We start from the raw sequence: 16,323 nt of genomic DNA, 5'->3' as shown, positions 1-16,323 counted from the left end.
ACTCTAACCCGCGACTTCCCCGTCAGCGGGCGGCGGTGTCTCACAGTGTCGTTCCAGGTACACGCCCGCGGCCGCGGCGGCCAGGCCCCCGAGCGCCGAGGCGAGGACCCCGGGCAGATCGTCGGCGGCGGCGATGAGGTCGCCGGCCCGCGGGACGATGTAGGTGGCCATGCCGAGGTAGGCGCCGCCGATGATCGTCCCGGTCCACGCCGCGGCCTTGCCCACGACGAGGAACTGCGCCGCCGTCACCGGATTGAGCTGGGAACGGTCCTGGCCGATCCCGCCGTCACCCAGGCGGTCGCGCACCCGCCAGGCCAGCCCCACGCACACGGCGGCCAACACCCACAGGGTGAGGGAGACGGACACGGGGATCGACGTCATCGATCCGTAGAAACGCCATGTCAGAAGGGCCGCCAGCGCCGCCGTGACGCCTCCGGCGGCGACCAGGGCGGCCAGAGAGGTCCGCTGCACTACAGCTCCCCCACTTCCACGATGTCGGCGACCTCCGCCGGGTCGAGCTGCGCGAGCAGCTCCCCGACCGGCCGCCCCTGCAGGCGCGCCTCCGGGTCCGCCGCCAGCCACGGGACGAGCACGAAGGCTCGCTCGTGGGCGCGCGGGTGCGGGAGGGTGAGCACCGGGTCGGCGGAGCTCACCTCCTCCGGGTCGAAGACGGTGACGACGTCGACGTCGAGGGTGCGCGGCCCCCAACGCCGCACCCGCACGCGCTCCGCCTCCTCCTCCAGTCGTTGCCCGCGGCGCAGCAGCTCCAACGGGGTCTGGTCGACCTCGACGATGAGCACGGCGTTGAGGAACTCGTCCTGGTCGGTCACCCCCCACGGCGGGGTGGAGTAGACGGGGCTGGCAGCAACCATCTCCGCGGCGAACTCAGCGTGGACCCGGCGCAGCAGCGCCCGGCGGTCGTCCATGTTGGAGCCGATCGACAGGACGGCGCGCATCAGGCGTTCCTGAACTGGGCTTCGCCGCGCTGGCGCCGCGAGCGCCGCGCCACGACAGCCACGTCCGCGAAGGCGTGCGGGATGGGCGCCTCGGGCTTGTGGATGGTCACCTCGACCGCGTGGAGCAGGTCGAAGCCGGCCATGGCGCCCTCGGCGATCTCCACGGCCACCGTCTCGATGAGATCCCGCGGCTCCCCCTCGACCACGTCGACGGCCAGCTGCGCCAGCTCCGCGTAGTTGACGGTGAGGTGCAGGTCATCGCCCGCGGCCGCCGGGCCGATCTCCAACCAGCAGGTGATGTCGACGATGAAACGCTGCCCGTCGCGCTTCTCCTCGGGGAAGACGCCGTGGTACCCGAAACACTCGAGGCCCGTCAGTTCGATGCGGTCAGCCACGGTCGCCTCCGTTCCACAGGGCGGCGACATCGACGGCGTCACGCGAGACCGGCACGTTGTGCACCCGCACGCCCCACGCCCCCATCTGCGCCGAGATGGCGGTGACGGCGGCGGTGGCGGGATCGGAATCCGCGGGCACGCCCTCGAGGCCGCGCTCGGCGCGCACCGCCGAGAGGAAACGCTTCCGCGAGGCGCCGACCAGCACCGGGAACTCCCCGGCGAGAAACTCGGGCAGGTGATGCAGCAGCGCCCAGTTGTCCTCGCGGGACTTGGCGAAGCCCAGCCCCGGGTCCAGCACGATGCTGTCGCGCGCCACGCCCGCGGCCAGGGCGTTGTCCACCAGCCGGGCGAGGGTGTCGCGCACGTCGGCGACGACATCCCCGCCGTGGTCGGCCTGCCCGGCGGCGTCGCCGAACTGCACGGTGCGCCAGTGCATGAGGCACACCGGCAGGTCCGCGTCCGCCATGACGCGGTACATCTCCGGGTCGGCGAGGCCGCCGGAGACGTCGTTGATCATGTGCACCCCGGCCTCGGCGGCGGCGGCCGCCACGGAGGCGCGCATGGTGTCCACCGAGGTGGGGATGCCCTCCTCGGCGAGGGCCGCGATGACGGGGGCGACGCGGGCGGCCTCGACGGCGGCGTCGACACGCGTCGCGCCGGGGCGGGTGGACTCACCGCCGACGTCGATCATGTCCGCGCCCTGCTCCACCAGCGCGCGGCCGTGGGCGATGGCGGCGTCGATGTCCAGCCAGCGCCCGCCGTCGGAGAAGGAGTCCTCCGTGACGTTGACGATGCCCATGACCAGGCACCGGCCCGGCACCGTGAGATCTGCGACCCGCATGACCCTTAACCCCTGATCAGGGAGAGCACCTCGGCGCGGGAGGCCGCGGAGGTCTTGAATCCGCCGCGCACCGCGGACGTCGTCGTCGTGGAGCCCGGCTTCCGGATCCCCCGCATGGCCATGCACAGGTGCTCGCACTCGATGACCACGATGACGGCCTGCGCCCCCAGCTTGTCCACCAGCGCGTCGGCGATCTGCGAGGTGAGGCGCTCCTGCACCTGCGGCCGCTTGGCGTACATGTCCGCCAGGCGGGCCAGCTTCGACAGCCCGGTGACGTGCCCGTTCTTCCCCGGGATGTACCCGATGTGGGCCTTACCGTAGAAGGGCACCAGGTGATGCTCGCACGTGGAGTAGATGGGGATGTCCCGCACCAGCACCAGCTCCTGGTGATCCTCCGCGAAGGTCCGCTCGAGCACGTCCGTGGGGTCGGAGTGCAGCCCCGCGAACACCTCCTTGTAGGCCCGCGCGACGCGCGCCGGGGTGTCCCGCAGGCCCTCGCGCTCCGGGTCCTCGCCGACGGCGATGAGCAGTTCCCGGACCGCGGCCTCGGCCCGCTCCTGATCGAAAGTGCTGGTCATGTCTACTCCTTGGGGTGGTCCGGGTCGGCGACGTCCGCAGCTGCGGACTCCGGGCGCTGTTCGGGCTGCCGTTCCGCGGCCTCCGCGTCATGCTCCGGCTTCTCATGGTCCGGCAGGCGGAAACCAATGACGGCGGTATCGGCCTCGGCGTCGGCGCCTGCGGTGGCCGGACCGTAGTTCTTCATCCCGGGGTGCTCTCCGGGGGAGGCGTAGGGATTGTCCTGCGGCGGCCAGCCCGGCGCGCTCCAGTCCGCCGGCGGCGGGGTGCCCCCGTAGCGGGCGGCGGGCTCCGGGGCGCGGTGCTTGCCGGTGTCCTCGGCAGGCGGGGCCTGCGCGGCCAGCTCGGCCTGGCGCTTGGCGCGGGCCTGCTGGGAGGCCTCGAGCAGCGAGAAGCGCTTCGGCGGCTCCTCGCCGCGCTCGATGGCCAGCTCGACCGGGGTCTTCACCGGCTCGCGGCCCGCCTGCTGCGGATAGCGGTTCTCGGCGTGCGGGAAGATGTCGGGCGCGTCCATGGGCTCGATGCCCTCGAAGAGGACCTCCAGATCCGGGCGGCGCAGGGTCTCCTTCTCCAGGAGCTTCTCGGCCAGGGTGTCCAGGTGATCGCGGTAGCGGGCGAGGATGTCGTAGGCCTGGCGGTGCGCGGCGTCGAGAAGCAGGTGGACCTCGTCGTCGATCTTGGCGGCGACGGCCGGGGAGACGGCGAGCGAGCCGCCGCCGGGGCGGCCGGAGAAGGGATCGCCCTGCTCCTCGCCGTACTTGACCATGCCGAGGGTGGGCGACATGCCGTACTCGGTGATCATCGCGCGGGCGATCTTGGTGGCCTGCTCGATGTCGGCGGAGGCGCCGGTGGTCTGCTCGCCGAAGACGAGCTCCTCGGCGGCGCGGCCGCCCATGGCGAAGACGAGGCGGGCGAAGAGCTCGTCGCGGTTGTACATGCCCTTGTCGTCCTCCTGCGCCGTCATGGCGTGCCCGCCGGTGCGGCCGCGGGCGAGGATGGTGACCTTGTACACGCGCTCGATGTCCTTGAGCGCCCACGCGGCGAGCGTGTGCCCGCCCTCGTGGTAGGCGGTGACCTTCTTCTCCTTCTCGGAGATGATCTTGCCCTCGCGACGCGGGCCGCCGATGACGCGGTCCGTCGCCTCCTCGAGGGCGTCGGCGGTGATGACATTGCCGCCGACACGCGCGGTGAGCAGGGCGGCCTCGTTGAGCACGTTGGCCAGGTCCGCGCCGGACATGCCGGCGGTGCGCTTGGCCAGCGCCTTGAGATCCGCGTCGGGGCCCAGCGGCTTGCCCTTCGCGTGGACCTCGAGGATGCGCTCGCGGCCCTTGAGGTCCGGGGCCGTCACGGGGATCTGCCGGTCGAAACGACCCGGGCGCAGCAGCGCCGGATCGAGGATGTCGGGGCGGTTGGTGGCCGCCATGAGGATGACACCCTCGCGGTCCCCGAAGCCGTCCATCTCCACCAGCAGCTGGTTGAGGGTCTGCTCCCGCTCGTCGTGCCCGCCGCCCATGCCGGAACCGCGCTGGCGGCCGACCGCGTCGATCTCGTCGACGAAGATGATGCAGGGGCTGTTCTCCTTCGCCTGCTTGAACAGGTCACGCACGCGCGAGGCGCCGACGCCGACGAACATCTCCACGAAGTCGGAGCCGGAGATGGAGTAGAAGGGCACCCCGGCCTCTCCCGCCACCGCGCGCGCCAGGAGGGTCTTACCCGTGCCGGGCGGGCCGTAGAGCAGGACGCCGCGCGGGATCTTCGCGCCGAGGGCGTGGTAGCGGGTGGGATCCTGGAGGAAATCCTTGATCTCCTCCAGCTCACTGACCGCCTCATCCGCGCCCGCGACATCCGCGAACGTGTTCTTCGGCATGTCCTTGGTCAGTTCCTTGTGCTTGGAACCGCCGAAGCCGAAGAGTCCGCCGCCGCCCTGCATGCGGGTGAGGAAGAAGAAGAGCAGGCCGAACAGCAGCAGCATGGGCAGCAGGAAGCCCAGCATGCTCATGAGGAAGCTGTCCTGCGTCACCCGCGTGTTGTACTCGTCGGGCTCGGCGGCCTGCACGGCGTCGAAAAGCTGCGGGGAGGTGCGCGCGGGGTACTGGGCGATAATCTCCTCGACGCCCTCGAGCTCCTCATAGGTGATGGGTTCGCGCAGCTCGATGCGGATCCGCTGTTCGCGGTCGTCGATCTGCACCACCTTGGCGTTGCGCTCGTGCAGCTGCGTCATGGCCACGGAGGTGTCCACCCGCTGGAAACCGCGCGTGTCGTCGGTGAGCAGGCTGAATACGAAGATGGTGACCAGCGCGATCGCGGAGATCAGGCCGATCTGGAGAATTCTCTTGTTGCTCATGTATTAAGGCCGCAGGGCAGCGCGACCGGTGCCTTTCGTCTTCGTCCCAAGTTCTTCCTGCTCAACGCCGCAGCGCCGGGAGTTGTTCCCGTTACTCCCCGGAGTAGACGCGCGGATGCAGCGTGCCCACGAAGGGCAGGTCGCGGTAGCGCTCGGCGTAGTCGAGGCCGTAACCGATGACGAACTCGTTGGGGATGTCGAAACCGACGTCGAAAAGCTCCATCTCCGCCTTGACCACCTCGGGCTTGCGCAGCAGGGTGATCACCTCGAGGGAGCGCGGGTTGCGGGCCCGGAGGTTGCGCATGAGCCACGACAGGGTGAGCCCCGAATCGATGATGTCCTCGACGATGAGCACGTCGCGGCCCTCGATCTCACGGTCCAGATCCTTGAGGATGCGCACCACGCCCGAACTCGTCGTCGAATTGCCGTAGGACGACACCGCCATGAACTCCATCTGCGAAGGGATGGACAGCGCGCGGGTGAAGTCGGTGAGGAAGAACACCGCGCCCTTGAGCACGCACACGAGGATCAGCTCATCATCGGCGTCGCGGTAGGTCGCGGACACCTTGTCGGCCAGTTCCCGGATGCGGGCGGCCAGCTGCTCCTCGCTGATGAGCACCGCCTCCACGTCCTCGCCGTAACAGCTCGCCGGTACGTTGTGATCCTTGTGGTCGTGCACGCTCATGACACCTTTCCTAGGCCTCCTCGGATAGAGCCAGTCTGCCACCTACGCGCCTGACTTCCAACCCTCTTCCCACGCGCACGGCCCCCTGCCCGTGCCAGGTGGTGCACATGTCCTCGATCATGCTTATCGACGCCCGCGTCGGCCCCACCCCCCGCTCAATCAGCCACGCCGCAATGCGCCTGCGGCGCAGCGGCCCGGGTTGTGCCGCGAGTTCCGCGCAGTCATCGGTCGGCGGGCCCGCCAGCTCCGTGAGCAGGGCGTTGTCGGCGGCGATCCGCTCGGCGGTCTGCGCCAGGGGTTCGACCGGGTCGCCGTGCAGCCCCCGGAGCACCCGGCGCAGGGCGACACGCTGGAAGTCTGCGTCCTCGTTGTGGGGGTCGTGCCAGGGTTCGAGGCCCAGCTCCGCGCAGGCCTGCTCGGTGTCGTGGCGGCGAATACTGAGGAAGGGCCGGACGATGTCGCCTGACCGCGGTGCCATCCCGCCCGGGTTGCCGCGCAAGGCCTGGAGCAGCAGGGTCTCGGCCTGGTCGTCGCGGGTGTGCGCCACCCAGACGGGTCGGCCGGGGGCGCACAGCGCCCGGTAGCGGGCCTCCCGGGCGGCGGCCTCGAGGTTGCCGGCGGGGACGTCGACCCGGGTGATGGTGGCCGGGGCGCCGAGGTGCGCGGCCTGCGCGGCGGCCCGGGCGGCGACCTCCGCTGAGCCCGCCTGCAACTGATGGTCCACGATGACCGCCTGCACCTCCTGGCCTTCCGCCCGCGCCGCCGCCAGCAGCGCCAGGGAATCAGCGCCCCCCGACAGTCCGATGGTCACTGGGCCCGGGATGAGGAAGGGACGCACGGCGCGGCGGCAGGCGAGGAAGTGCGGGCTACGCCGGGGCCAGAAGGGGTCCATGCGGTTGATGCTATCGCCGGTCAGGAATCCCGGATCGCCGAGGTGAACCCGTCGAGCGCGGCCCGGGCGCCCTCGATCTCCGCCCCGTTGACCAGCAGCGCGAAGGAGTAGACCCGCCCGGACTCCGCGGTGACCACACCCGCCAGCGCCGAGGTACCCGTGAGCGTGCCCGTCTTGGCGCGCACCCAGCCGCGTCCCGGCAGTTCCCCGTAGCGCTCCGTGAGAGTGCCGGAGGCCCCCGCCACAGGCAGGGTCGCCAGGAGGGGGCGGAGCGGGGGGCGGGTGGCGGCGTCGAGAAGCACGTCGTCGAGCAGGCGCGGCGGGATGAGATTGTGCACCGACAGGCCGGAATTGTCCGCCAGCGTGACCCCTGAGATATCGAAACCGTGCGCGGTGAGCACGTCGAGGGTGGCCTGCGTGGCGGCCGAGGCGGAACCCGGCAGGCCGCGGTGGACGGCCAGCTCATGGCCGATGGCCTCCGCCATGACGTTGTCGGAGTCCTTCATCATGGCCTCGAGGCGCTCGGTGAGCAGTGGCGACTCCACCGACGCCAGCACGCGGGCGTCGCTGGGCGCGGGCCCCAGCCCGACCGTCGCCGCCCCGACCCGCTCCGCCAGGGCACGAGCGACATCCAGCGCCGGGGTGTGCGAGCGCGGCACATCGCCACTCGTCGCCCCGAGCCGCGCGCCGTAGAGCATGGCGGGCTCGAGCGGGGCGATGTAACCGGCGTCGACGTCCGCGGCATCCCAGCCCGGCATGAAGGGCTCCCCGCTCCACACCGAGGTGTCGATGATCACCTGCTCCGCCGCGCCCACCCGGGCCGCCAGTTCATCCAGCTGCTTGTCCGTCAGCCACACGTCCCCCACCGCGCGGATGACCACCGCGCCCGGCGCGCTGCCCTCGACGACCTCGGTGACCAGCGTGTCATCGGGGCCAAGCTCGAGGATCGCGGCGGCCGCGGTGAGGATCTTCGTCGCCGACGCCGGCTGCAACGCCTCCCCCGAGGCCTGCTCCCACACGGTCTCGCCCGTGACGGTGTCGGTGACCCGCCCGTGGACCGTCCCGAGTGCCGGATCCCCCGCCAGCTCTCTCAGCCGCGCGCCCAGGACCGCATTATCGACGGACGCGGCGGTAGCGGCCTCGAGCAGCGGCGCGGGCGCCTCCGCGACAAAGGCCGGGTCGTGGGTGAGATCTCCGTAGTGCCGGTCGGCCACCACGGCGAAACCCGCGACCCCCGCCACCGCCAGGGCCGTCACTCCGGCGGTCGCCGTCCACCACAACTTCTTTCCACTCATCCCGTACAGCCTAACCCGCGGCCCGGCGGCTAGGATGATCTGCAATCCCCCGAAACTGCAACAAGGAGTCTGACGCATGGGCGTTGAAGTCATCATCGAGATCCCGAAGGGTTCGCGCAACAAGTACGAGGTCGACCACGAGACCGGCCGCGTCTTCCTCGACCGCTACCTGTTCACCCCGATGGCGTACCCGGCGGACTACGGCTTCATCGAGCACACCCTCGGCGAGGACGGCGACCCGATGGACGCCCTCGTCATCATGCCGGAGCCGGTGTTCCCGGGCGTGGTCGTCATGGCCCGCATCGTCGGCGTGTTCAAGATGACCGATGAGGCCGGCGGCGACGACAAGCTGCTCTGCGTCATCGACGACCCGCGCTTCGACAGCTTCCAGGAGCTCGACGACATCTCCGAGTTCACCCGCGACGAGATCGAGCACTTCTTCGTCCACTACAAGGACCTCGAGCCGAACAAGGAGGTCACCGGCTCCGGTTGGGGTTCCCGCGAGGAGGCCGAGCGCATCCTCCAGGAGTCCATCGACCGCTACAAGGCTGTCGGCGACAACTCCCGCGAGGGCCTCGAGGCGGAGAAGGACGCGGAGAACGAGGTCGAGCAGCAGCTCTAGGGGCGGCTTCAGCTCCGGGTCAACAGACCCTCCTGCAGCTCCAGGCGGGTGTCGATCTCCAGCCGACCGAGGAAGGCCTCATCGTGACTGATGACGACCAGCCCCCCGTGGTAGTTCGACAGGGCGCTGACGACCTCGTCGATGCTGTTGAGGTCGAGGTTGTTGGTGGGTTCGTCGAGAAGCAGCAGTTGGTGCGTGGGCTCCGCCAGCAGGAGGCGGGCCAGTGCCACCCGGAAACGTTCCCCACCGGAGAGGTCGCCCACCCGGCGGTGGATGTCATCCCCGGTGAACAGGAAGCGCGCGAGGTTGGCGCGCACCTGCTGGGGGTCGGCGGCCGGGGCGGCCGCGCGGATGCTCTCGACAACCTCCTGCCCGTCGTCGAGATGATCGAGCCGCTGCGGGAGATAGCCGATGCGCCCGGTGTGGGCGAACAGCCGTGGGTAGGTGTCCGCATCATGAAACAGCGTCTCCAGCAGGCGGGTCTTGCCCGCACCGTTGCGCCCGGTGAGGGCCAGCCTTTCCGGGCCCTGCATGATGTGGGCGGTGCCGTGGGCGTCGACAAGTTCGAGGAGACGGCGTCCGGCGGGCACCTCGGGATCGGGCAGGTCGATGCGGATGTGGGACTCCCTCCGGACCCGTGACTCCTGCTCACGGAGTGTGCACTCCGCGGCGTCGACGGCCTTGCCCAGGTCATCGCGCAGCTTTCCGGCGGACACCTGCGCCTCCGCCTTCCGCAGATTCATGATGATCTTCGGGCGTCGCTTGTTGAGGTAGTCCGTCTTGGCGTAGGAACGCCGGCGCGCCAGCATGGTCTCGGCCTCGATGCGCTGCCGCTTCTCCACCTTGAGGGTCTGTTCGGCGGTACGCACCGCCTGCTCGGCGGCGGCCTGTTCCCGCGCCAGCTGCTCACGGTAGAGACTGTAGGGCCCGCCGTAGGCGGTGAGCCGACGGTCGCGGAGTTCCACGGTGGAGTCCATGAGTTCCAGGAGTTCGACGTCATGACTGACGACGACGAGTGTCCCCCGCCACCCCGCGACGAGATCACGGAGGCGGGCGCGCGACTGTCGGTCGAGGTTGTTGGTCGGTTCGTCGAGAAGCGCGATGGAGGTGTCTGCCAGCTGGATGCCGATGAGTGCGGTGAGCACCGCCTCGCCGCCGGAGAGGGTCTCGACGGGGCGGTCGAGGCCGACGGTGGTCAGGCCGGTGGCGTCGAGAAGCGCGCGCGAGCGGGCCTCGATGTCCCAGTCGTCGCCGATGAGGCTGAAGTGCCGGGGGTCCGGGTCGCCGGCCTCGATGGCGTCGAGCGCCGCGAGCCGACTCCGGATGCCGAGCAGACCCGCGACACTCATCCCGGAGCGCAGAGTGAGCTGCTGGGGGAGGTACGCGACGTCACCGGTACGGGTGAGGGTGCCGGTGGTCGGCGCGAGCTCCCCGGCGAGGAGACGGAGGATTGTGGTTTTGCCGGTCCCGTTGTCGCCGATGAGTCCGGTGCGGCCGGTGGAGAACACGGCGTCGCTGCGGTCGAGGACGGGGGAACCGTCCGGCCAGGCGACAGTGACGCCGGACAAGGTGATGGGGTGTGACATGTGGGGCTCCTGCGAGGTTCAGCGGTGCGCTGACGGAGCCCCGGGAGGGGTGCTACGACGTCAACGCGCGGATATGCGGCGAACGGTCGCGAAAGAGCACGGCCTCTCCCTTCCTCGGGTACATGTACGACGGGAACGTTAACACATCAGACCTCAGCACAGCTTCCCGACGGCCACCCCGGAGATGATCCCCACGACCAGCAACCACACCCCGACCGCCAAGGTGAGGATCGCCGGTACCTCTCCCGGGGACAGCAGCAGCCACCCGAACCCCAGGAGGGAGGCGGTACCGCCCAGCCAGGTGAGCCAGCGGGGGAGGGTGGGAGCGGGGCGTCGACAAGCGAAGGCCACGCTTGCGACCAGCGCGATGGGCGCCGAGAGCACCGCGATGGTGGCCAGCGCCATGCCGAAGCCGACCCCGAGCCACAGGAGGCCGGCGGCCGCGGCGCCGACGACGAGCACGACGGCCCACAGGCGGAGCGCGATGAGACCGGTGAGACGGCGGGTGTCCATGACGATGACGGTAGTCTCGGAGGCATGAAATCCGTCAATGTCACCCAGGTTCCCGCCGACGCCCAGCTTATCGACGTCCGCGAGGCCGAGGAATTCTCCGAGGTCCATGCCGCCGGCGCCACGCTCATTCCGTTGTCGGAGTTCGCGGGGCGCGTCGGGGAGCTCGACACGGACCGCGACATCTACCTCATCTGCCGCTCCGGCGGGCGCTCCGGCCGGGCATGCGAGTTCCTTCAGGAAAACCACGACATCGCGGCCATCAACGTCGAGGGCGGCACCCTGGAGTGGGTTGCGCAGGGACTTCCCACCGAATAGTGGGACACGCCCCATGATTTAACGATGCCACCGTAGGCGGAGTACCATCGGTGGCATGCCACCATCAGTTGATTCCCCCACGACGGCCGGGGTCCCCGAGTCACTCCTCGAATCCCCCAGCTTCCAGCTGGAACGCCTCCGTCGACGCACGCGCGACGAGGTCGAGGCCGCCCTGGCCACCCGAGGCACCACCATGCGCGGCTACTGGGTCCTCACCTGCCTCGTCGACCGCGACGCCTCCTCCCAGTCGGCGCTGTCCGACATCCTCGCCATCGACGCCTCCGACATGGTCCGCCTCATCGACGGCCTCGAGGCGCAGGGCTGGGCCCGGCGCGAGCGGGACCCGAAGGACCGCCGCCGCCAGATCGTCACCACGACGAAGAAGGGCACCAAGGCGCAGGCCGAACTGGCCACCCTGGTGAGCGACGCGGAATCCGCCGCCCTCGACGAATCGACCGGCAAGCAGCTCAAGCACCTGCGCAAACTGACCCGGGCCGTCCTCGTGGCCGTCCCCGACAATGCCCAGGGAGCCTGAGGCCCGTGTCCCTGCACCAGGTTCCCCGCCAGTTCCTCCGCGCCGGCGACGCCCCGCCCAAGCGCACCCTCTACGACATCCTCGCCGCCACGGCCGCCGCCCACCCGGAGGCCGCCGCCATCGACGACGGTGAGATCCTCACCTACTCCGAGCTCATGGACGAGGTCCACACCCTCGCCCGCGAGCTGCACGCCAACGGCATCCGCCGCGGCGACCGCATCGGCATCCGCATGACCTCCGGTTCCCGCGACCTGTACGTGGCCATCCTCGCCACCATCGCCGCCGGCGCCGCCTACGTCCCCGTCGACGCCGACGACCCGGAGGAGCGCGCCGAGATGGTGTTCTCCGAGGGCGCGATCAACGGGGTGTTCACCGACGAGGGCTTCCGCATGCTCTCCCCGCGCGCGGGCGGCGACAAGCACCGCCCCCGCCTCGACGACACCGCCTGGATCATCTTCACCTCCGGCTCCACCGGCAAGCCGAAGGGTGTGGCCGTCTCCCACCGTTCGGCCGCCGCCTTCGTCGACGCGGAGGCACAGATGTTCCTCGTCGACTCCCCCGGCGGGCCGCTCGGCCCGGAGGACCGGGTGCTGGCGGGGCTGTCCGTCGCCTTCGACGCGTCGTGTGAGGAGATGTGGCTGGCCTGGCGCCACGGCGCCTGCCTCGTGCCCGCCCCCCGTTCCCTCGTGCGCTCCGGCATGGACCTGGGCCCGTGGCTCATCCGCCGCGACATCACGGTCGTCTCCACCGTCCCCACCTTGGCAGGTCTGTGGCCCGCCGAGGCCCTCGACAACATCCGCCTGCTCATCGTCGGCGGCGAGGCCTGCTCCCAAGAGCTCGTCGAGCGCCTGGCCACCGAGGACCGCGAGATGTGGAACACCTACGGCCCCACCGAGGCCACCGTCGTCGCCTCCGCCACGCAGCTGCACCCCGGCCAGCCCGTGGGTATCGGCCTGCCGCTGGCGGGCTGGGACCTGCTCGTCGTCGACGCGGAGGAGAAGCCGGTCCCCGTCGGCGAGGTCGGTGAGCTGGTCATCGGCGGCGTCGGCCTGGCCCGCTATCTCGATCCCGTCAAGGACGCCGAGAAGTACGCCCCCCTGCCCACCGTCGGCTGGTCCCGCGCCTACCGTTCCGGCGACCACGTGCGCCTCGAGGAGGACGGGCTCTACTTCGTCGGCCGCGTCGACGACCAGGTGAAGATCGGCGGCCGCCGCATCGAGCTCGGCGAGGTGGAGGCGAATGTCGCCGCCCTGCCGAACGTGTACAACTCGGCCGTCGCGGTGCAGAAGACCGGCGCCAACCAGTCGGTGCTCGTCGGCTACGTCTCCCTCGACGACCCCGCACTCGGCTTCGATCACGACGCCGCCCACGAGCGTCTCGCCGAGATGATGCCCGCCGCCCTCGTCCCGCGCATCTGCGTCATGGAGGAGCTGCCGATCCGCACCTCCGGCAAGGTCGACAAGGCCGCGCTGCCCTGGCCGCTGCCGGGCGTCGGCGTCGAGGCCACCGACCTCACCCCCACCGAGACGTGGCTGGCGGAGCTGTGGGTCGACGTCCTGGGCACCTCCGTCCAGGATTCGGGGGCCGACTTCTTCTCCCTCGGCGGCACCTCTCTCGCCGCGGCCACCCTCGTCGGCCGCATCCGCGAGCAGGTCCCCACCGTCGCCGTCCGTGACCTCTACGATCATCCCCGCCTCGGTTCGCTGGCGGAGGCCGTCGAGAATATCGCCCGCAAGTCCGGCGTCTCGCTGAGCGACGCCACCCCGACCGAACCCCGCGTCGTCCACCCGGTCGGCCCGGGCACCCGGGTGGCCCAGGTGCTCATCCAGATCCCCATGATGACCCTCCAGGCCACGACGTGGCTCGGCTGGGTCCTCCTGGGCGGCAACCTCGCCCATCTCGCGGGCGTCGAGTGGGCGGTGCACACCTCGTGGTGGCTCGTCGCCGCCCTGCTCCTCGTCTTCGGCTCTCCGCTGGGGCGTCTGCCGCTCGGCGGCCTCGGGGCGCGCCTGCTCACGGCCGGTATCCGGCCGGGCAACTACCCCCGCGGCGGCTCCACGCACCTGCGCATCTGGGCGGCGGAACGCTGGGCGGACGCCTCCGGCTCGCAGTCCATCTCGGGGGCGACGTGGGTGAACTACTACGCCCGCTCCCTCGGTGTGAAGGTGGGGCGCGGCGTCGATCTGCACTCCCTGCCCCCCATCACGGGCCTGCTCACCCTCGGCGACCACTGCGCCATCGAGCCGGAGGTGGACATGTCCGGCTACTGGGTCGACGGAGACATTCTGCGCGTCGGCGCCATCGAGGTGCACCGGGAGGCGCGCGTCGGTTCCCGCTCCACGCTCCTGCCGGGCACCGTCGTGGGTGAGGACGCGCACGTCGAGGCCGGTTCCACCGTCACCGGCGACCGCGTCATCAAGCCCGGTTCCCGCTGGTCGGGCTCGCCCGCGTCGAAGGTGGGCCGCTCCAAGCACCGCTTCCCGGACGAGCATCCGCCGCGCCGTTCCCGCTGGGTGCCCATCTACGGGCTGACCTCGGTGGCGCTGAGCCTGCAGCCGCTGGCCGCGCTGTCCCTGGCGGCGCTCGTGGTCATCCTGCTTATCGACGCCACCGGCGGCAACCCCCTCCTCGGGGCTCTCGTGTTCGCCCCCCTGGGCGGCCTGGTGGCCTTCGCGTTCTACATGGTCTCCACGTGGATCGGGGTGCGCGTCCTGCAGGCTGGCCTGCAGCCCGGCGTCTACCCGGTGCGCTCCTTGCGTGGCTGGCAGCTGTGGACCACCGAGCGCCTCATGGATGACGCCCGCACCTACCTCTTCCCCCTCTACGCCGGCCAGCTCACCCCGTGGTGGCTGCGGAGCCTCGGGGCGAAAATCGGCAAGAACGTCGAGGTATCCACGGCAGTCATGGTGCCGAAGCTCACCGACGTCCGCGAGGGCGCCTTCCTCGCCGACGACACTCTCGTCGGCGGCTACGAGCTCGGCGGCGGCTGGATGCTCACCGGGGAGACCCGGGTGGGCAAGCGTTCCTTCGTGGGCAACTCGGGTATCACCGGCCCCGGGCGCAAGCTGCCGAAGAACTCACTGGTGGCGGTGCTGTCCTCCACCCCGAAGAAGGCGAAGGCGAACACCAACTGGTGGGGTTCCCCACCCGAGCGGATGCGCCGCGTCCAGGTCGACGTCGACGGCGGGGAGGCCCTCACCTACAACCCGGGGTGGAAGGTGAAGTTCTTCCGCGGTTTCGTCGAGACGATGCGCCTGCTCGCCCCGATGACCTCGGCGACGCTTTTGGCGGGGGTCGTCGGCACGCTGTACTGGCTGACCATCACCTACGGGGTCGGCCTGGCCTGGCTGCTCGGCGGTGTCGTGCTCATGGCCGCCGGGGCGGTCGCCATGGCGATCACGGTGCTGGTGAAGTGGTTCTGCGTCGGCAGGCACAAGCCGGGCGATCACCCGCTGTGGAGCGAATTCGTGTGGCTCAACGAGCTGCAGGACGCCTTCGTCGAGGCGGTGGCCGGGCCGTGGTTCCTGGTGCCGAACCTGGGTACGGGCGAGCTCAACCTGGCGCTGCGCGCGCTCGGCGCGAAGATCGGCCGCGGCGCGTGGATCGAGTCCTACTGGTTCCCGGAGACGGACCTGTGCGTCGTCGGCCGCGGCGCCAGCATCGGCCCGGGCACCGTCGTGCAGACGCACCTCTTCCAGGACCGGGTCATGAGCCTCGACACCGTCACCATCGCCGACGGTGCGACGCTCGCCGCCCACTCGGTGGCCCTGCCGGCCGCGATGCTTCGCGACGCCGCCACCGTCGCCCCCGGCTCCCTCGTCATGCGCGGGGACCAGGTCCCCGCGTCGACGGTGTGGCAGGGCAACCCGATTGAGCCCTGGAGCACCACTTAGGCGTTGTTGAGGAGCCCCATGGCGGAGAGTTTCCGGATGGGGTGGATGTTGGCCCTCGGTGGCCCACCATCAGGTGGATGATGCAACACCCCACCCGGGTGGCGTTCCAAACGGCCGTTGCGGGGCGGGGCGTCCGGGTCATCATCGTTACGCGCGTTGTGCACCTTGCAGGCCATCGACATGTTCTTGATGTTGGTCTCCCCGCCGTCCTTCCAGGCCTCCAGGTGATGCACCTGGCAGAAATCCGCCGCCGTGGTACACCCCGGGACCGGGCAGAGGATCGTCTCCGCGGCCAGCAGCATGCGCTGCTTGAAAGTTGCACTGCGTTGGTCCCGGTAAAGATCCACCGGCCCTTCGACCGGGTCGTAGATACCGACGAACCCGTGGGTGGCCATCTCATGGGCCACCAGCTCCGCACCGGTGATGGTGGTGCCATCAGTGAGCCCGAACACCGTGTCATCCCCCTCCCGGCGCAACACCTTGGCGTAGTCGGGTACGGCCATGACGACATGCGGGGCCAAGGGCTGGTTGGCGGCCTCCCCAGTGCTGCCCATGATGTGGGTGTAGAGGGCATCGGCCATGGCCTGCTCGTGGCTCAAGCCCTTATCCGCTGCCCGCAACGCAGAAGCCGTCGGTGTGAGATGGGACAGCATCGCGGCGATCTCCCGTTCCGGGCGGGTAACGGTGAAGGTCCGCATGCCGTGGCCGTCGGTGTTCTTGCCACCCCGCAACGCGCGTTTCCCGTAGGCCTTCGCCGCGGCATCTTTGACCGTGCGGTTGAGGTCGCGCACCCGGGTGGCTGCGGCCCGGTCGATCTCCGCGACCGTGCCGCGCAAACCACACAGCTGCACGCGCAGTTCCTCCACGGTCATCGA

General features: G+C 70.4%; 16 protein-coding genes. 4 read left to right on the top strand and 12 right to left on the bottom strand.

Annotated elements, in window-relative coordinates:
* Nucleotides 1-3: 3 nt before the first annotated feature.
* The 9 genes from ACFPUZ_RS12640 to dacB form a co-directional block, all read right to left on the bottom strand.
* A complete protein-coding gene (locus ACFPUZ_RS12640; protein WP_377002295.1) occupies nt 4-471 on the bottom strand; it encodes a DUF3180 domain-containing protein in 468 nt (155 codons plus the stop codon).
* Nucleotides 471-956 (bottom strand): 2-amino-4-hydroxy-6-hydroxymethyldihydropteridine diphosphokinase, encoded by a 486-nt coding sequence (folK, locus tag ACFPUZ_RS12635; protein ID WP_377002294.1) that lies wholly within the window; start codon nt 954-956, stop codon nt 471-473. Before folK ends, ACFPUZ_RS12640 begins: the two co-directional genes overlap by 1 nt.
* Nucleotides 956-1,351 carry a dihydroneopterin aldolase gene (gene folB / locus ACFPUZ_RS12630; RefSeq protein WP_377002293.1) on the bottom strand — a complete coding sequence of 132 codons (396 nt, stop codon included), beginning with the start codon at nt 1,349-1,351 and terminating at the stop codon, nt 956-958. Before folB ends, folK begins: the two co-directional genes overlap by 1 nt.
* Nucleotides 1,344-2,192 carry a dihydropteroate synthase gene (gene folP, locus ACFPUZ_RS12625; protein ID WP_377002292.1) on the bottom strand — a complete coding sequence of 283 codons (849 nt, stop codon included), beginning with the start codon at nt 2,190-2,192 and terminating at the stop codon, nt 1,344-1,346. Before folP ends, folB begins: the two co-directional genes overlap by 8 nt.
* A gap of 5 nt (nt 2,193-2,197) precedes the next feature.
* Nucleotides 2,198-2,770, bottom strand: coding sequence for a GTP cyclohydrolase I FolE (gene folE, locus ACFPUZ_RS12620; protein WP_377002291.1), 573 nt, complete (start codon nt 2,768-2,770; stop codon nt 2,198-2,200).
* Between the two features lie 2 nt (nt 2,771-2,772).
* On the bottom strand, nt 2,773-5,112 hold the full coding sequence (ftsH, locus tag ACFPUZ_RS12615; protein WP_377002290.1) for an ATP-dependent zinc metalloprotease FtsH: 2,340 nt from the start codon (nt 5,110-5,112) through the stop codon (nt 2,773-2,775).
* Between the two features lie 91 nt (nt 5,113-5,203).
* Complete coding sequence (hpt, locus tag ACFPUZ_RS12610) at nt 5,204-5,791, bottom strand: hypoxanthine phosphoribosyltransferase (RefSeq protein WP_377002401.1); 588 nt, start codon at nt 5,789-5,791, stop codon at nt 5,204-5,206.
* Between the two features lie 16 nt (nt 5,792-5,807).
* On the bottom strand, nt 5,808-6,689 hold the full coding sequence (gene tilS / locus ACFPUZ_RS12605) for a tRNA lysidine(34) synthetase TilS (protein ID WP_377002289.1): 882 nt from the start codon (nt 6,687-6,689) through the stop codon (nt 5,808-5,810).
* 20 nt (nt 6,690-6,709) lie between these two features.
* Nucleotides 6,710-7,984 (bottom strand): D-alanyl-D-alanine carboxypeptidase/D-alanyl-D-alanine endopeptidase, encoded by a 1,275-nt coding sequence (gene dacB, locus ACFPUZ_RS12600; RefSeq protein WP_377002288.1) that lies wholly within the window; start codon nt 7,982-7,984, stop codon nt 6,710-6,712.
* Between the two features lie 76 nt (nt 7,985-8,060).
* Between dacB and ACFPUZ_RS12595 the strand changes: the two genes are divergently transcribed.
* A complete protein-coding gene (locus tag ACFPUZ_RS12595) occupies nt 8,061-8,606 on the top strand; it encodes an inorganic diphosphatase (protein WP_377002287.1) in 546 nt (181 codons plus the stop codon).
* 8 nt (nt 8,607-8,614) lie between these two features.
* Here ACFPUZ_RS12595 and ACFPUZ_RS12590 read toward each other — a convergent pair whose 3' ends face one another.
* The gene (locus ACFPUZ_RS12590; protein WP_377002286.1) at nt 8,615-10,192 is read right to left on the bottom strand and encodes an ABC-F family ATP-binding cassette domain-containing protein; all 1,578 of its coding nucleotides are present in this window, start codon (nt 10,190-10,192) and stop codon (nt 8,615-8,617) included.
* A 153-nt stretch (nt 10,193-10,345) separates the two neighbouring features.
* The gene (locus tag ACFPUZ_RS12585; protein ID WP_377002285.1) at nt 10,346-10,705 is read right to left on the bottom strand and encodes a hypothetical protein; all 360 of its coding nucleotides are present in this window, start codon (nt 10,703-10,705) and stop codon (nt 10,346-10,348) included.
* A 24-nt stretch (nt 10,706-10,729) separates the two neighbouring features.
* On the opposite strand from ACFPUZ_RS12585, the gene ACFPUZ_RS12580 reads away from it, so the two are divergent.
* Genes ACFPUZ_RS12580 through ACFPUZ_RS12570 form a run of 3 tightly spaced genes read left to right on the top strand, consistent with a single transcriptional unit; the run spans nt 10,730 to nt 15,448 of the window.
* A complete protein-coding gene (locus ACFPUZ_RS12580; RefSeq protein WP_377002284.1) occupies nt 10,730-11,020 on the top strand; it encodes a rhodanese-like domain-containing protein in 291 nt (96 codons plus the stop codon).
* 55 nt (nt 11,021-11,075) lie between these two features.
* A complete protein-coding gene (locus ACFPUZ_RS12575; protein WP_377002283.1) occupies nt 11,076-11,555 on the top strand; it encodes a MarR family winged helix-turn-helix transcriptional regulator in 480 nt (159 codons plus the stop codon).
* 5 nt (nt 11,556-11,560) lie between these two features.
* Nucleotides 11,561-15,448, top strand: a complete 3,888-nt coding sequence (locus tag ACFPUZ_RS12570) for a Pls/PosA family non-ribosomal peptide synthetase (protein WP_377002282.1) — start codon at nt 11,561-11,563, stop codon at nt 15,446-15,448.
* On the opposite strand, the gene ACFPUZ_RS12565 is transcribed toward ACFPUZ_RS12570, so the two are convergent.
* Nucleotides 15,445-16,323 (bottom strand): HNH endonuclease signature motif containing protein (locus tag ACFPUZ_RS12565; protein ID WP_377002281.1); only part of this gene is annotated, 879 nt, incomplete at its 5' end. The genes ACFPUZ_RS12570 and ACFPUZ_RS12565 overlap by 4 nt on opposite strands.

The organism is Corynebacterium nasicanis (assembly GCF_042658165.1).
Classification (GTDB): Bacteria; Actinomycetota; Actinomycetes; order Mycobacteriales; family Mycobacteriaceae; genus Corynebacterium; species Corynebacterium nasicanis.
This window is presented reverse-complemented; position numbering and strand designations above follow the sequence as displayed.

What these genes read in the sequence shown, in the direction of transcription:
- folK (WP_377002294.1), bottom strand. Translation starts at nt 956, where the DNA reads ATGCGCGCCGTCCTGTCGATCGGCTCCAACATGGACGACCGCCGGGCG.
- folP (WP_377002292.1), bottom strand. Translation starts at nt 2,192, where the DNA reads ATGCGGGTCGCAGATCTCACGGTGCCGGGCCGGTGCCTGGTCATGGGC.
- folE (WP_377002291.1), bottom strand. Translation starts at nt 2,770, where the DNA reads ATGACCAGCACTTTCGATCAGGAGCGGGCCGAGGCCGCGGTCCGGGAA.
- ftsH (WP_377002290.1), bottom strand. Translation starts at nt 5,112, where the DNA reads ATGAGCAACAAGAGAATTCTCCAGATCGGCCTGATCTCCGCGATCGCG.
- tilS (WP_377002289.1), bottom strand. Translation starts at nt 6,689, where the DNA reads ATGGACCCCTTCTGGCCCCGGCGTAGCCCGCACTTCCTCGCCTGCCGC.
- dacB (WP_377002288.1), bottom strand. Translation starts at nt 7,984, where the DNA reads ATGAGTGGAAAGAAGTTGTGGTGGACGGCGACCGCCGGAGTGACGGCC.
- ACFPUZ_RS12595 (WP_377002287.1), top strand. Translation starts at nt 8,061, where the DNA reads ATGGGCGTTGAAGTCATCATCGAGATCCCGAAGGGTTCGCGCAACAAG.
- ACFPUZ_RS12590 (WP_377002286.1), bottom strand. Translation starts at nt 10,192, where the DNA reads ATGTCACACCCCATCACCTTGTCCGGCGTCACTGTCGCCTGGCCGGAC.
- ACFPUZ_RS12585 (WP_377002285.1), bottom strand. Translation starts at nt 10,705, where the DNA reads ATGGACACCCGCCGTCTCACCGGTCTCATCGCGCTCCGCCTGTGGGCC.
- ACFPUZ_RS12580 (WP_377002284.1), top strand. Translation starts at nt 10,730, where the DNA reads ATGAAATCCGTCAATGTCACCCAGGTTCCCGCCGACGCCCAGCTTATC.
- ACFPUZ_RS12575 (WP_377002283.1), top strand. Translation starts at nt 11,076, where the DNA reads ATGCCACCATCAGTTGATTCCCCCACGACGGCCGGGGTCCCCGAGTCA.